The organism is Leptospira interrogans (assembly GCF_900156205.1).
GTDB classification, from domain to species: domain Bacteria; phylum Spirochaetota; class Leptospiria; order Leptospirales; family Leptospiraceae; genus Leptospira; species Leptospira interrogans.
Genome location: NZ_FTNA01000017.1, coordinates 1 through 15,494, shown reverse-complemented (window position 1 = coordinate 15,494; position 15,494 = coordinate 1). Strand labels below are relative to the sequence as shown.

General features: G+C 33.1%; 15 protein-coding genes and 1 tRNA gene. 10 read left to right on the top strand and 6 right to left on the bottom strand.

The genetic code is table 11. From position 1 onward, the window contains the following. Nucleotides 1-124 precede the first annotated feature (124 nt). The 7 genes from BW942_RS13830 to recR all read left to right on the top strand — a co-directional run bounded on the left by BW942_RS13830 (nt 125) and on the right by recR (nt 5,507). Nucleotides 125-1,057: a ferredoxin reductase domain-containing protein gene (locus BW942_RS13830; RefSeq protein ID WP_000805391.1), complete on the top strand. Its 933-nt coding sequence runs from the start codon at nt 125-127 to the stop codon at nt 1,055-1,057. 605 nt (nt 1,058-1,662) lie between these two features. After that, nucleotides 1,663-1,878, top strand: coding sequence for a transcriptional coactivator p15/PC4 family protein (locus BW942_RS13825; RefSeq protein ID WP_000538229.1), 216 nt, complete (start codon nt 1,663-1,665; stop codon nt 1,876-1,878). Nucleotides 1,879-2,394: 516 nt separating this feature from the next. After that, the gene (locus BW942_RS13815) at nt 2,395-3,000 is read left to right on the top strand and encodes a nucleoside deaminase (RefSeq protein ID WP_000047041.1); all 606 of its coding nucleotides are present in this window, start codon (nt 2,395-2,397) and stop codon (nt 2,998-3,000) included. Nucleotides 3,001-3,035: 35 nt separating this feature from the next. Then, nucleotides 3,036-3,119 (top strand) — tRNA-Ser (locus BW942_RS13810). A gap of 10 nt (nt 3,120-3,129) precedes the next feature. After that, nucleotides 3,130-4,569: a DNA polymerase III subunit gamma/tau gene (gene dnaX, locus BW942_RS13805; RefSeq protein WP_000929205.1), complete on the top strand. Its 1,440-nt coding sequence runs from the start codon at nt 3,130-3,132 to the stop codon at nt 4,567-4,569. 4 nt (nt 4,570-4,573) lie between these two features. Beyond that, nucleotides 4,574-4,921: a YbaB/EbfC family nucleoid-associated protein gene (locus tag BW942_RS13800; RefSeq protein ID WP_000459763.1), complete on the top strand. Its 348-nt coding sequence runs from the start codon at nt 4,574-4,576 to the stop codon at nt 4,919-4,921. Next, a complete protein-coding gene (recR, locus tag BW942_RS13795) occupies nt 4,902-5,507 on the top strand; it encodes a recombination mediator RecR (RefSeq protein ID WP_000829688.1) in 606 nt (201 codons plus the stop codon). The genes BW942_RS13800 and recR overlap by 20 nt, the downstream gene beginning before the upstream one ends. Nucleotides 5,508-5,896: 389 nt before the next feature. Here recR and BW942_RS13790 read toward each other — a convergent pair whose 3' ends face one another. The 5 genes from BW942_RS13790 to BW942_RS13770 all read right to left on the bottom strand — a co-directional run bounded on the left by BW942_RS13790 (nt 5,897) and on the right by BW942_RS13770 (nt 12,831). After that, nucleotides 5,897-7,471 carry a hypothetical protein gene (locus BW942_RS13790; protein ID WP_001282643.1) on the bottom strand — a complete coding sequence of 525 codons (1,575 nt, stop codon included), beginning with the start codon at nt 7,469-7,471 and terminating at the stop codon, nt 5,897-5,899. A 3-nt stretch (nt 7,472-7,474) separates the two neighbouring features. Further along, nucleotides 7,475-8,323 (bottom strand): transporter substrate-binding domain-containing protein, encoded by an 849-nt coding sequence (locus tag BW942_RS13785; protein WP_000462055.1) that lies wholly within the window; start codon nt 8,321-8,323, stop codon nt 7,475-7,477. A 63-nt stretch (nt 8,324-8,386) separates the two neighbouring features. Beyond that, complete coding sequence (locus tag BW942_RS13780) at nt 8,387-9,673, bottom strand: OmpA family protein (RefSeq protein ID WP_000053885.1); 1,287 nt, start codon at nt 9,671-9,673, stop codon at nt 8,387-8,389. Between the two features lie 1,102 nt (nt 9,674-10,775). Further along, nucleotides 10,776-12,029, bottom strand: coding sequence for a serine--tRNA ligase (serS, locus tag BW942_RS13775; RefSeq protein WP_000886261.1), 1,254 nt, complete (start codon nt 12,027-12,029; stop codon nt 10,776-10,778). Then, entirely contained in the window at nt 12,022-12,831 is an 810-nt protein-coding gene (locus BW942_RS13770) for a TatD family hydrolase (RefSeq protein WP_000253693.1), read from the bottom strand. Before BW942_RS13770 ends, serS begins: the two co-directional genes overlap by 8 nt. Before the next feature lie 120 nt (nt 12,832-12,951). On the opposite strand from BW942_RS13770, the gene BW942_RS13765 reads away from it, so the two are divergent. From BW942_RS13765 to BW942_RS13755, 3 genes are read left to right on the top strand one after another with little or no spacing between them, the layout of a single operon-like run. Beyond that, nucleotides 12,952-13,971, top strand: coding sequence for a M23 family metallopeptidase (locus BW942_RS13765; protein WP_000351651.1), 1,020 nt, complete (start codon nt 12,952-12,954; stop codon nt 13,969-13,971). Continuing rightward, nucleotides 13,971-14,318, top strand: a complete 348-nt coding sequence (locus tag BW942_RS13760) for a bactofilin family protein (protein ID WP_000246073.1) — start codon at nt 13,971-13,973, stop codon at nt 14,316-14,318. Before BW942_RS13765 ends, BW942_RS13760 begins: the two co-directional genes overlap by 1 nt. Continuing rightward, the gene (locus tag BW942_RS13755) at nt 14,315-14,812 is read left to right on the top strand and encodes a YaaR family protein (protein WP_000866695.1); all 498 of its coding nucleotides are present in this window, start codon (nt 14,315-14,317) and stop codon (nt 14,810-14,812) included. Before BW942_RS13760 ends, BW942_RS13755 begins: the two co-directional genes overlap by 4 nt. 379 nt (nt 14,813-15,191) lie before the next feature. On the opposite strand, the gene BW942_RS13750 is transcribed toward BW942_RS13755, so the two are convergent. After that, the coding region (locus BW942_RS13750) for an integrase core domain-containing protein (RefSeq protein WP_017858673.1) at nt 15,192-15,494 on the bottom strand (303 nt) is incomplete at its 5' end.

Below are 15,494 nucleotides of genomic sequence, written 5' to 3'. Positions count from 1 at the left end.
CAAGTTATAAGAACTACAACTTTACCGTAAATACACTCTAAATATCCCGTTTGACGAAATGCTCTCTTCGAAAACTATGTAGGAAATTTGGAAAATTTTTCATTTTTAGGAATTGCATTCGCTCATGAAACCGACTAGAGAACCTCAAATCAATTTATTCAAAAAATCCAACCCTTACAAAGCAAAAGTAATCAGCAATGTTCTATTGACTCCGGAAACCGGAACCGGAAAAAGACCCAAAAAAGAAGGAGAAGCGCTCGTTCATAGAATTGTACTTGCAATTGATCACTCTGCTTATCCATACGTAATCGGACAAAGTGGAGGAGTTATACCTCCCGGAGAAGATCCCGAAAAAAAAGCAAAAGGTTTAGCAGATGTTGGATATACCGTAAGACTTTATTCCATTGCTTCTCCAAGTTATTCTTTCGGAATGAAAGAGGACAATATAGAATTCATTATTAAAAGAGACAACATATATGATGAAAATGGAAACATTCAATTCAAAGGTGTTTGTTCCAATTATATGTGCGACCTGAAACCAGGTGATGAAGTAACCATGACTGGGCCTTCTGGAAAAAAATTTCTTCTTCCTAATACAGATTTCAGTGGAGATATTATGTTTCTTGCAACTGGAACTGGGATCGCTCCTTTTATCGGAATGAGTGAAGAACTTTTAGAACACAAACTCATCAAATTTACTGGGAACATCACTCTCGTTTATGGAGCACCTTATTCTGATGAACTAGTAATGATGGACTATCTGAAAGGTTTAGAATCTAAACATAAAAATTTCAAATTAGTAACCGCAATCTCGAGAGAAGAAAAAAATTCTTTCGATGGCGGAAGAATGTACATTTCTCACAGAGTCCGTGAACAAGCCGAAGCAGTAAAAAAGATTTTAAATGGAGGCGGACGGTTTTATATCTGTGGTGGACCTAAGGGAATGGAGAAAGGTGTAATTGAAGAAATTCAAAAAATTTCAGGAAACACGGGAACTTATGAAGAATTCAAACATCATTTAGAAGGAGCCCATCAATTATTTGTGGAAACATATTGAAATTTATTAATTTCCTTATACACCAAAAACCGAAGGAGACTTATAACCTTCGGTTTTTTATTTTAACGTGAATACGGAAAAATTGATTCCTCTACAAACTTATTCTAAAGCAACATGAGCTTTGAAATAAAATCTAAATTTATATATAGAAGTTCAGAAGTTCTATTATAAATTGTTTACTTGAAACTATAAGAATAGCTTAAAACGCTGAACTTAAAACCAGAGATTTATATTAAAATTAACGATATGTAATTTTCTAGAGGTCAAAAATAAAGTTTCAAAAGAACATCATAAAAAGCGAATAGATGAAAATTATATTGTTATTAGAGTTGTTAAAAGTGGCGATTAATAAAACTGCTTCAATCGACCGTTTTCATAAAATAGAAAGAGATGGAGAATTCATTTTTCAACAACCTATTATTAATTCTTACAAATAGAGTGTTTTAAATTTTTACTGTAAAACTATTCAAATATAAAATTTAAATGTCCTATTAAATATTTCTAAGTAAAATTGTCTTAACGTCTAAATTTTTAAATTGTGCCGTTTGTTCTCAGTGAAAAATTTAAACTCTGAGACGGTTTAAACCTAAATAGGAGAAACATAAATGGGTGTGATTCGCGATGTAGATAAAGGCCGAGGCGAAATAATTCGCGTAGAAGTATCTGAGTATAAGGGAACTAAATATCTTAATCTTAGAGTTTGGTACACGGATAAAGATGGAGAAAAAAAACCTACTCAAAAAGGAATTGCAATTCCACCAGAACTTTATGATGAAATTAAAGAAGCAGTCATCGAAGCCGAGAACGAAGTTAAAAGCTAATCTCCATACTTAATAATTTTATAAAATACTAAAATTATATCTTTAAAGGAGTAAATTAAGTTGCAATCAAGTAGGATTTGGAACTTTTTAGACCCAAATCCTACAAACTAAGAACCTGTCCCAAAACCTTAAAGAATTTGCATGATAGTTCTTTAGAAATTTTTAATAAAACACAATAGTTCCTACAAAAACCGTCGCATTTGGTAATTTGCGAACTTTCAAGTAATTCTAATATTATTAAATTTTTGTGTAATTCCGACAGATTTATATTGAGATCAAATACTTGTAGGTAAGTTTATGGCGCTCAACAGATCGCGTTCTAAATTAAAATATCAAAAGAACTTTGTTTTTAGTTCTATTCGTTATAAAAGCTGAAAGCTTAGGCCAGCAGATTTTATTACGCTGAACTTACGTTATTTAAAAATCTGTCTCGAAATATTAAAAGAAATCATTTTAAATTTTTTAATAGAATACAATAGTTACTATAAATTACACGTATAACAAAATTAGAATTACATGAGCAAATCTCCAAGCGATCAGAATTTATCTGGAAAAAAATCAGATTCGGATCAAAAAAAAGTCAAAACTGAATTCTTGATTAGTAAAAACATAGAATCAGATTCTATAACTTTCCAACTTTCCACAAAAGAAGATTCAGTCATTAGAACTGATAATAAGATTTTATCCGATTTCTTAAATAAGTTGGAAAATTTAGTAACACGATACAGAGAAGAAATTCCAAGTTTTACTAGAATCTATCATAAAGAAAAATTAATTTCAGAGACATTTAACGAAGTAGAAAAAAAATCAGACTCATCTTTTCATAGCGAGATTCTTTGTATTCGAAACGCAAAAGAAAAATTAAAAACTCGTTATCTTGCAGATTGTATGCTTATTACATCTTTGGAACCATGTTTGATGTGTGCAGGTACTATTCTTCTTTCCAGAATTCCAAAAGTGGTTTATCTTTTACCAGCAAAACAAGGAGAAGGGATTTCTTCTCTGAGTATCGAAATGATTTATTCCCGAAATTTTTTTCCGGAACTATTTTGTATTCCAACTGAAATTTCTAAAAATGCTTTCAAATCGTTTTTCAAAGTCAGAAGAAAGAAATTCAATTGACGTAAAACATTTCGACGGAATTCCTGAAAGCTACAGGAGAAGTGTCAGAGTGGTCTATTGTGCATGCTTGGAAAGCATGTGTGCCAAAAGCACCCCGGGTTCGAATCCCGGCTTCTCCGATTTCATATTATGGCAGGAACTCACGAAGTCCTTTCCCGAAAATATCGTCCTCAAAAATTTCGGGACGTAATTCATCAAGACCTTGCTATAGGTGCTCTTCAAAACGCTCTTAAATCTGGAAAGATTGGTCATGCGTATATATTCTTCGGCCCTCGTGGAGTTGGTAAAACCACAATCGCAAGAATTCTCGCAAAACGTTTAAACTGTCAAAATCCTATCGACAATGAGCCATGTAACGAATGCAATTCTTGCAGCGAAATTACTCGAGGAATTTCCAGCGACGTTTTAGAAATAGACGCAGCAAGTAACCGAGGAATTGAAAACATCCGCGAACTTAGAGACAATGTGAAGTTCGCTCCGATGGGCGGGAAATATAAGGTTTATATCATAGATGAAGTCCACATGCTTACAGACCAATCATTTAACGCACTTTTAAAAACATTAGAAGAACCTCCTGCTCATATTGTTTTCGTTTTAGCTACTACAGAGTTTCATAAAATTCCAGAGACAATTCTTTCTAGATGTCAGGACTTTATTTTTAAAAAAGTCCCTTTGTCCGTTTTACAAGATTATTCCGAAAAACTTTGTAAAATCGAAAATGTTCAATACGATCAGGAAGGTCTTTTCTGGGTCGCCAAAAAAGGAGACGGTTCCGTAAGAGACATGCTTTCATTTATGGAACAGGCCATCGTATTTACCGACTCAAAACTGTTAGGCGCTGCAATTCGTAAAATGATAGGTTATCATGGAATCGAATTTTTGACTTCGTTTATCAAAAGTTTAGTCGATCCAGACAATCATTCTAAATCCCTGGAAATCATCGAATCTCTTTATCAAGAAGGCCAGGACATCTATAAATTTTTATGGGATTCCATAGAATTTACTCACACTCTCAATTTAATTCGAGATTCTCTTGCAGATCCCGAATCCGTTAATTTTCCAAAAGAAGATCTCGTAAAAATGAAATCGGATTTCGAGAATGTAGATTCTTCCAAATTGAATTTTCTTTCCGGAAAACTTTTTGAGATCTATGAAAGAATTAAAACGATTCGTTTGAGAAACTCTTTTGAAATTAAAGTTTTTACTGAAATTCAAATCAAAAAACTCGTAGAAGAACTTACTTATCCAAGTTTGGCGGGTTTAATCGATAAAATCAACCACCTGATTCTTATGGTTCAAGGTTCTAAAAATGTTTTATCAGATGTGAATCAAAATACCGCTTTTGCACTTAAAGATACGTTGCAACCGGAAACTTCTAAAAAAAAAGATAAACTTTCTTCAGACGTTATTTTAGAATCTCAGTTTGAGTCTAATCAACAGGATTCTAATTTAGAAAACACAAAACCTGCCGAACTAAGTTCTCGGAAGTTTGACACAAGCACTGAGATTAAAAAAAAGTTTTTAGGTACAGAAGTAGACCCAAACCAAACTCCTAAATTGGATTCTTAATGTTATGTTTGATAAGATAAAAAATTTTTCAGAAATTCTATCCAACATGGGCTCTTTCCGTGAAAAAATGGAAGAAGTAAAAAAACGAATCGCTTCGATTCGAGTTGTTGGAGACGCAGGCGCTGGAATGGTAACGGTTACGGCAAGCGGAGAAGGCCAAATCACAAATGTATTTATCAACAAACAGCTCTTTGACGCTGATGATAATAAAATGTTGGAAGATTTAGTCATGGCTGCAACAAACGACGCTCTCAAAAAAGCAAAAGAAGCTACCGCATACGAATTTCAATCAGCATCTGGTGGTTTGGATTTCTCAGAAATTTCCAAAATGTTTGGCGGAAAATTTGGCTAATCATCTTCTTGATGAAATGATAGAAGCTCTTTCTTCTCTTCCAGGAATTGGAAGAAAAAGCGCTTTTAGAATTAGTTTTCATCTTTTAAGATTAGAACAAGGTCTTTTTAACCAATTCATTCATCAACTTACAGATACAAAAAATAAAATCAAATTTTGCAAACGTTGCGGCTCTTATGCAGAAACTGAAATTTGCGAGATCTGTGTTTCCGAAAAAAGAGATTCTCATACTTTTTGCGTAGTAGAGCAACCGGAAGACATTTTTTTTATTGAAAACACAAGAGAATTTCAGGGCAAATACCACGTGTTAAACGGAGTCATTTCTCCCTTAGAAGGGATCGGTCCCAGAGATCTTAGAATCAAAGAACTTTTGGAAAGAATAGAACCAGAACAAGTAAAAGAAGTTTTGATCGCTACTAACCCGACCTTAGAAGGAGACGCAACAGCCGATTATTTAGCAAATCAATTAAAACCTATTTCGGTTAATGTAACTAGAATCGCTTATGGGATTACGGTCGGTGGTTCGATCGAGCTTGCTGATCAATATACTTTAGGAAGAGCAATTCGTTCTCGTCTTCAACTTTAGAATGGATTTGAAAGTTTAATTTCTCATTCATTTTAAAAATGTAGGAGCTTTTACTTTTGAAAACTTTTACATCTTTGGTAAAAATCGGCCGTTAATTTTTGATGCTATTTTTATACGGACGAGTAATAAAGATTCAATTTAAATAAATTAGAAACATTTATTTAACGTGAGTTCGATGTAAGGAATTCACAATTTTGAAAGTTAGAATCTGAACTCTACAGATCAATTATTTAAATGTGGGATTCTCACAAATCACGATTTTAGGAAAAAATTATAAAATTGTAGGGACTTATATTTTTAGAATTTTTTCTTACGCCGAACTCACGTTATTTAATAAAAAATATTCTAAATTTATTATATACTAAAAACTTTAAAACAAACAATTAAATTTAAAATCTGTGTTCGGCGGTTACAAAAAATTCTCTGAGAATTTTTCCCTGAGTTGTATCTAAATAAGCCTTTAAACCGTCTCCGGCAACAAAGTAACCGGACCTCATTAAAATTTGCATATCTCGAAATGCATTCCATCTTAAGTTTACATTGACTTCGTGCCCGAAAAAAGCGCTCGTTTTATATCCATTCTCATAATTGAAGTAACGATTGTTTTCAATAAAAGGGGACTTAGTTCCATACAACCGATAATAACCCAAAGTCAAAAGTAACGGACCATAAACTACAAAATCACCGTTGATTCCATACTCATATAAACCGCTTGAATCTTTTCCAGAAAAAAGCGCGTAACCACCTGTAAAGTCGTTTGCTATGTTTGATATAGAATAACCGGGCATTAAAGTTTTATAACCGCCACCTTTTAGGTTCGCTCTGTTTCCGTCTTTATCAAAACCGGGACGACCTGTACTACCTACACCCACCAAGTTAAAGGTAAGATTTTCACTATAACGATAAGAAAACTGAAGATCGACCATTCCACCGGATATAGTATGTTTGTTGTATCGATTATATAAAATATTTCCGATACCATCTCGATACGGATCCAAAGTCTGCACGGTTCCATGATTGTAAATCCCGTGAATTACAAATCCAAAATTAGAAAGATTAATTTCGTTCATAAGTCCATGCCAAAACAATTGACCAACTTCACTATCCAAAGCAATCACAGCCCCCCTTACGTTAGTCGTCTTGTCTATAGATTTGATCGTATCATCTAAAAAATAAGAATAGAGTTCGTGTTTTATATTGTTTAAAAAACTTGTTTTGATTTCGTAAAAATAAATATTAGTGCCGACATAATTTTTATCTGCGTATGTGTTCTTATCTAAATCAAGTTGAGCGTTCTGTCTCGCTACAAACCAACCCGCTTCAATTGTAGTATTCCATAAACGAAAGTCCTTATTGACTGTAACACCCGTTCCAGGAGTAAAAACAACCCTTCCTCTCGGAGAAGAAAAAAGTTGCTGACCAACCCTCAAACTGAAAGCGTCTTCCGGAAGTTTAAAATTCAAATATAAAAATGTAGTTTGTATATTTACAGGAGAAGTGAAACCTGCTTCACCTCCTTGTCCCGGACCAGTTGTAGAGTTTTGACCAAAACCTTTTCCTCCGAAAGTAATATCACCAACTTGAACACCCCAAAGAGCTTCAAAATATTTTGAAGTATTAAAGTTCATGTTGACCGTCATTCTTGTATCGAAATATGAAATGTCTTCCTTGCGAGGAGATAAAGTACTTGGATTTCCTTTTAATCTTTCCGCAATCTCAGTATCGACGGCAGCTTGGTTTCTTTGTTCTTCTTCGGTTTTAAAAGTGTTTTTATCATAAGGAGTCGCCGCAGTTTGACGAGATGTATAAATATCTCTTCCAAGATTAAATCCTCTCACTCTGTAATTTCCTTGAAAATCGAGTTTTGTTTTTTCCTCAATTTCTTGAGAAAAAAGCAAAGATGGAAATAAAATCAACACAAGGAAATAGAATAGATAAGCCTTTTTTAAAAGGTTGTCAGACACGGATCATTTTACCCAGTTGTTCTGATTAAAATATCGGTTTCTTAAATCGTCTAAAACACCGGTTCGTTTCAATTCTTTAATAAAGAAATTTAAATTATCCGCAAAAATCAAATCGTTCTGTGGAAGAGCAGCGCTGATATTTTCCTCTTGAACAGTTCCTAAAAGAGGAAGATAATTTGCTCTCAAAGACGGATTTTTTTGAAGTAAAGTAAGAATAAAAAAACTATCCGCAACAAAACAAGTTACATTGTTACTGATAAGATTATCAACCGCAATCGAATCCGAAAGATAACTGTAAATTGGAAGTTTAGAAAATTTCTTTTGAAGATAAATGTGATTCGTAGTATTAGATCTTACAGAAAAACTCACCAATCCACTTAGAGTAAAAAGATCATTTAAACTAATAAATCTTCTGGAAGTAACAATATTTCCTTCTGGCTCTGGAGGAAGAATTTTTTTACTCACGAGTCCCGCCGGAGTTGTAACAAGATAAGGATCCGAAAAAGTAACTTGTTTACCTCGATTTAAATCCGTGGAAATCCCGGCCAAAGCAAGATCAATCTTGCCTACTCGAATATCTTCCGAAAATTGCCTAAACGTTTTCATCGGAATTAGCTTTAAAGAAACACCGAGATAATCCGCATAGAGTTTTGCTAACTCCGCATCGATACCTGGATAACCATCTTTTGGATTTTCGATATAAAACGGTTCGTATTGTTTATTAACTCCTACTATAAGTTCTTTTTTAGAAAGAATCTTTTCCAGTCTGGAGCCGGAGTATTCCGACTGAGAAAATAAACCGCTCGAAAAAACAAAAATCAAAAGTAGATAAAAAAAATTCTTCTCGAACATGAAACAAAGAATAGGTCGATCCTTGTTTTTTTCCAGAGCATTTTAAATTAGAATCATAAATTTCTAACGACTGATAATCTGAAATTCGGTTCTTCTATTTTTATAATCCGTCTCTGGATTTTTCATAGGAACAATTGGCTCCGAACTACCTTTTCCATCCGTGATAATTCTTTGAGAATCGATTCCCCTTTTAACTAAATAATCCTTTACTGCATTTGCACGATTACGGCTGAGAATAAGGTTGTCCTGGGAATCTCCATTAAGATCGGTATGGCCGGTGATTTTGATTTTTATATTTAAATTTTCCTTAAGATAAGAATTCAAATTATCTAAAATTGAAAAAGAATTTTCGAGAATTTCATAAGAGCCCAAAGAAAAATGGATACTATCCAAAGAAATAGATTTTCCTTTTTCTAGTTCTTGAAACGGATTAGAAACGATAGAATAAATATCATAATCGCGTTCTTTCCTTCTACAAAAATAGAATGTCTTTCTATCGTTTGTTTCCAGAAAAAAAGCCTCATCTCCGGTAGTGTTAATTTCGGGTCCAAGATTAATCGGTTCGGAATAATTTCCGTTTTCAAGTAAAGTAGACTTATACAAATCATAACCGCCAAAACCCCCCGGACGGTTAGAAGAAAAATAAATCGTCTTTCCATCTTTACTAATTGTAGCCGCAATTTCCGAATAAACGGTGTTAATCGGATCAGGGAGGCTCATTGCTTTTTCCCAAGTGTTATTTTTATAAACAGAAACGAAAATGTCCGCTTCTGAAACTTGCCCAAAAGGATAACGGGTAAAATACAATCTATTATTAAATAGAAACGGATTTTCTTCGATTTCTTCCGTATTCACGGCTCTAGGAAGAAGAACCGGTTTTGTCCAAGAAGAATTTATTTTTTTAGAAAAATAAATATCTCTAGAAACTCCGATTTTTCCATTTGCAAATTGGAATTCAGTCGCACCATCTCTATTAGATGAAAAAAGAATTCCTTCTTCTCGGTTTAAAATGAAAGGACTTTGGTCGTCAAAGTTTGAATTTAGAACTTCAATTTCCTCTCCTTGTGTCCATTCATCTTTCGTTCGAGTTGACTTATAAATGTCTGTATAATTTGAATTTTGTCTTTTAGAATAGAAATATAAAATATTTCCGTCATCAGTAAGACTGATTCCAAACTCATTGAGACTCGTATTGATAGAACCTTTTAACTTTTCTGGTTTAGGATTTTGATTTATACTTAAATCCTGAGGGTAAATAGAAAAAAAAGAAATTATAAAAACAAAATATACTAAAAATAGAATCAATATGGTTTTTTTTGATAAAACATAATTTTTATTTTTTAGGCTCATAATAATACTTTCGGAAAATTTTATTATAAAGTTAGACTATAATCTATTTATATTCTTCAATTTCTTACCGTTCTATTCTTTTATCAGAAGAATATATTTAAAACTTGTTTCAAAATTTTAATTTTTTCTTAAAACAAATCGGCATAAAAACTACTACTTTAAAAAGAACTTTTTATCTTTCACAAGTTCGTATCAAAAAAATTGAAATGTCTTAGAGCAAACTCTCTTAGTCATTATCCGCTTTTTTGAAAAAAACCTGAGTCTGAAAAGTAAGAAAAATTAAAATGTAGGAACTCATACGAAAATTTAATCTACAACGAAGGTTTACAAAACAATTATAAATATTTTCTTTTTAGATTTTTAAACAATTTTGGTTTAAAATTTAAGATCTCTTCCAAAACCTATCAACGAACTTTAGAAAGTAAGATTGAGTTTCACAAAATTGTGAGAACTCATACAAAAATTATAATAACAAACAAATTTCTAAAAATTATACAATAACTTCTGTAGAAACTGCTACATTGGATTGACGATTCAAAAAGAATTCGCTCTAAGATTTTAGGACAGACTTTTATATTTTAATGAGAATTTATGCAGAAAATTTTTGGGAATAAAAAACTCAATTCTGTTTTTAAACGCAACAAAATGGCTTTCTAGGATCACCTTTTGGGCTGTTCGATGAAACACAAGATAATAATCTCATGACCAAACTCACGTTATTTTAAATTTGTTAATATGTTACTCAGAACTGTAAATAAAGTACCTGATGTTTTTGAACTAAAACAGGGTATGTAATAAAAATTTATGGTACTCTATTTGATAAGTGTCATTACAAAAAAATTTTCTCAAAGTAAGAGTTCCTATATTTTTTGAAGTTTAATTGTAAAATTTAGATTTGTGGTAGTTTTTACATTTTATTTTTCTGCAAAAAATTTAACTTATATAAAAAACAAACTGGTTTAAAATACATAAAAATATTATTATTTTCTAAAGCTTAGAGTCAAATAAAATTGTTTAAAAATTAATTTCTCCGCCTTTCTCATTAAAACAAATGTATAAAATCGTTTAATAAGTACAGATTTTTTCAGAAATCCGAATCAAATTAAAAATAAGATTTTAAAACTTCTGGAATACGAAGTGTTCCATCTTCATTTTGAAAATTTTCCAAAATCGCAGCGTAAGTTCTTCCCAGTGCAAGACCAGAACCATTGATCGTATGTACGAGTTGATTCTTACCATCTTTGGATTTATAACGAATTTTTCCCCTTCTCGCCTGAAAATCACGAAAATTGGATACAGACGAAATTTCCATATATCGATTCAAACCGGGCATCCAGACTTCAATATCATAAGTGATCGAAGAATTTGCGGAAATATCTCCCGAACAAAGAATAATAACCCGATATGGAAGTTCTAATTTTTTCAGAATATTCTCCGCATGAGAAAGCATTTTTTTATGTTCTTCTTCTGAATCCTCAGGTTTACAAAACTTTACGAGTTCAACTTTCTGAAACTGATGAACCCGAACCAGTCCTCGCGTATCTTTACCGTAAGATCCCGCTTCTCTTCTAAAACAAGACGTATGTGCCGTTACGGAAATCGGAAGTTGATCTTCCGGGATGATCTCGTCTCTATACAAATTTGTAAGGGGAACTTCTGCGGTAGGAATTAAATTGAGTTCATCCTTATCGATTCTATAAAATTCATCCTTAAATTTAGGATACTGTCCGGTCGCCATCATAGATTCGTCGTTAACCATCGAAGGCACCCAAACTTCCGTATAATCATGTTCCTTAGTATGAACGTCTAACATAAAATTCATCAAAGCTCTTTCTAGTCTCGCGCCGTCTTTCCAATAAGTATAAGCCCTTGCTCCGGAAAGTTTTACCCCTTTTTCAAAATCGATCCAGTGTAATGCCTCTCCGATTTCAAAATGAGTTTTTGGAACAAACTGAAAAGTAGGAATTTTTCCTACTTCGTACTGAACAATATTATCATGTTCTGATTTTCCCGGCGGGACCTTTGGATCCAGAATATTAGGAAGCCCTAAATTAATATTTAAAAGAGCGTTTTCTTCTTGTTCAAGTTTGGATTCTATTTCTTTTATTTTTTCGCCAACGAGTTTCACAGAAGCAGAAATTTTCGTAATATCTCCGCCAGACTGTTTAATTTTCCCGACTTCTTTACTAGCTTTGTTACGTTCCTCTCTAAGAATATCTGCTTCTTTTTGAAATTCACGTTTTCTTTGAATAATCGATTTGAGTTCGTCAATGATTCCAATTTCTTTAAAACCTCTGAGTTCTAAAACTTTTTTGAGATCTTCTGTATTTTCAGTGATATAACGCAAATCAAGCATTGTAGTGGTACGCCTTACGATTCATAAATTTAATGCTGTTTTCAAAAAGTTTATTTTCCACATCTGAGTTAGATTCTTTTCTAAGAGAAAACATTTTATCCAAAATAAATTTCATATAAGAAGGTTCGTTTCTTTTTCCTCGAAAAGGAGGTGGGGCCAAAAAAGGAGCATCCGTTTCAATTAAGATACATTCTAAAGGAAGCTTTTGAGCTGCTTCTTGAATTTCTGTCGCATTTTTAAAAGCCACAATTCCAGAAAAAGAAATATAATAACCTATATCGACTAACGTTTTTGCAGTAAGATAGTCGTAAGTAAAACAATGGATCACACCAAAAGCTTGATCACGAAAATTTTTCAAAATGGAAATTGTATCTTCTTTTGCATCCCTCGAATGAATTACAACAGGCAATCCACTTTTAGAAGAACATTCTAAAAATGATTCGAGAATATCCTTTTGTTGTTTTTTAGTATCCGCGGTATGATAATAATCTAAACCGATTTCTCCGATTGCAGAAAGTTTAGGATCACCTAAGTTCTCGTAGACGAATTTTAAGATTTCTTCCTTATTAGGAAATTCATGTGTTTCCGTCGGATGACAACCAATCGAATACCGAATTTCTAAAGAATCATTTGAATATTCATTCGCAATGGATCGAGCTCTTATGGAACTCTCAAGATCAATTCCAATCTGAACAATTTTTTTTACTCCAGATTCCGCAGCATTTTTTAGAGAATCTGCAATTTCTAAACCCTGAGATTGTATAATATCAAGGTGACAATGTGTATCAACTATAGAAACCATTAGAAATCCGGTTTTAGTGAGTCACTTTTTGTGAATTCGATTGACTGAAAAGAGATTTTTTAAGATCTCTTCAGATAGGTAAAACGACTCGGCTGAAAACCAAGTTTCGGGACATAAACCGTGGATATTAAAGCAACTTCTGCACTCATCTATTATAGACTTCGTTATAAGTACCAAGAATATAAGCTCAAATTAGACCTAAAACTTTCAGAGCTAAATAGAAAGGGAAAAGAAAGACTTACTGTAATGGTAATTCCCCATTCAGAACAAAAAACGATCAACTTTCACATTTCTTATAGAGCGATTTCAATTTTTATTGGAACGATTTTTATTCTTCTAATTATCAGTTCGATCAATGTCTTAAGTCATAGTGGTTCCGTTCATCAACTTACAGAACTCAATCTTTCCAACAAAGACTTCATTCGGCAATCTGCTAAGATGAAGGAAGAAATCAATTCTCTTCATGAATATGTTGAATACTATTATGGAAGATTAGCTCGGCTTTATATAAGACTCGGCGGAGATCCAGCAAAAGTTTCTAAAGGAATTGGAGGTGCGGAACAACTTTCTACACAACCTCCTTCTATTATAGAACCAAAGTCGATAACTCCTCAAACAAACGATCTTCCGGAAGGTGCTGCAGTTTTTAGATTGAAAGAAGACGTTCATAATTTAAAAATCAGTAATGAACTTACGCAAGATATTATTTCTATTCTTAAAAAAAGAAAAAATATTCTTAAACAAACTCCTTCCATCTGGCCTGTGAAAGGTTATGTCCTTTATCCATATGGCGCTTACTTAAATCCGATTTCAGGTAGAAGAGAATACAATAACGGTGTTGATATTGGTTCATTTGCAGGTTCTGAAGTTTTTGCAACCGCTCCCGGAACTGTATATGAAATCGGTTATACAAGAAACACAGGTTATTTCGTAAAAGTTTCTCACAAATACGGATGGAAAACAATCTATTCGAATATGGACCGACTGAAAGTAAAACAAGGACAACAAGTTTCCAAAACTGAAGTAATCGGATTTGTAGGTAAAACCGAAGCGTCTCCGAATTATATGCTTCATTATGAAATTCATGTTGGAACAAGAGCGATCAATCCGTTTGCTTTCCTCAATCAGATTCAGGACTAATGGCAACCACAGAAGAACATCTAATCGTAAACAGTATCATAGGTGAGGGTGCAGAATTCAGCGGAGAATTTAAACTCACCGGGCTTTTAAGAATCGACGGAATTTTTCGAGGCTCTATAAAAACAGAAGGAAAAGTCCTAATCGGCAAATCTGGAATCGTCGATACAGATATCAGAGCCCGAATTGTAGTCGCTGGCGGTGAAATCAATGGGAATATTTACGCGAGCGAACGAGTGACTTTACTTGCTTCCTGCAGAATGAAAGGAGACATTGTATCTCCTAGAATCGTAATGGAAGAAGGAGTACAATTCGAAGGCAATTGTAAGATCAACCCAGTTGCACATTGAAAGTACTCACTTATCAACCCCCTCGAAAAGAAACAGAAACCAAAAGCGCTTCCAAAAATAAGAAAGTAGGAACTTCTTCCTTAAATTCTCTTAGCCAACCTGAAGCAATTGAAAACGTTTCCTCTTCTTTTTTAGATATTTTAGAAGAAATTGTTCCTTCAAAATCGGAAACCACAAAAGATCTGAATTCTCTTTGGAGAGAACTTCCAGACATAGAAAAAAGATTTTTAGATTTTGCTTCGATCGAAAATTTAGAAATCTACCAAAAACACATCCAAGCAATTACAAAGGCTGTTATCGATCAGAATATGAGAGTAGAAACACTTTCTAGAAAAATGAAAGGGGAAGCTAAAAAAATCTATCACGTTGTTAAAATCATTGATGAAAAAATTCAGATCTTAGCGGAACTGATTATGAATGAAGGAAACTCCGCATTTAAACTTTTAAAGTCCCTGACGGATATCAGAGGGCTTCTTCTAGATATTCAAGAATAGAGTTTTGTTTAGACTTTATTTCAAAATCTCAATAAAATTCAATAGTGAAGATTAACAAAACTACTTCAATCGAACAGAAACAAACAGAGAATTTATTTTTCAATAATTCTAATAATTAAAAACCTATCTCTATTTTCGAAAAAATTCCACATTTTAACTTTTAAAACAAACTCATTATAGTATCATTTTCACGGTCCAAATCATAATTGTAAGTTGGTAAAAAATGAATATTGGAATTGATGATGAATTAAATTCATTATTAAGAATAATTATTAAAGAAAGTAACGACCATAATTATTGGGGAGATCGTGAAAGTTGTGATTTATTTCAAACGGCTCGTTATTGCGGTTAACCTAGTGACGAATTATTGGACACATTTTTACGCAGCATTTACTTCAAATTGCACAGGACTCACAAAGTCTAATGACGAATGAGATCTGTGTCTATTATAATAAACCTCTATATGATCAAAAAGTAATTCTTCGGCTTCTTGAATTTTATAAAAGTAATTATATTCCATTTCTCTTTTCAGAGAACCAAAGAAGGACTCAGCAACTGCGTTGTCCCAACAATTTCCCTTTCTACTATTACTCCTTCTGAGTTTATTATTTAACAGATACCTTCGAGTTTCGTACGAACAATAATTGGATCCTCGATCCGAATGAAAAACTAAACCCTTAGG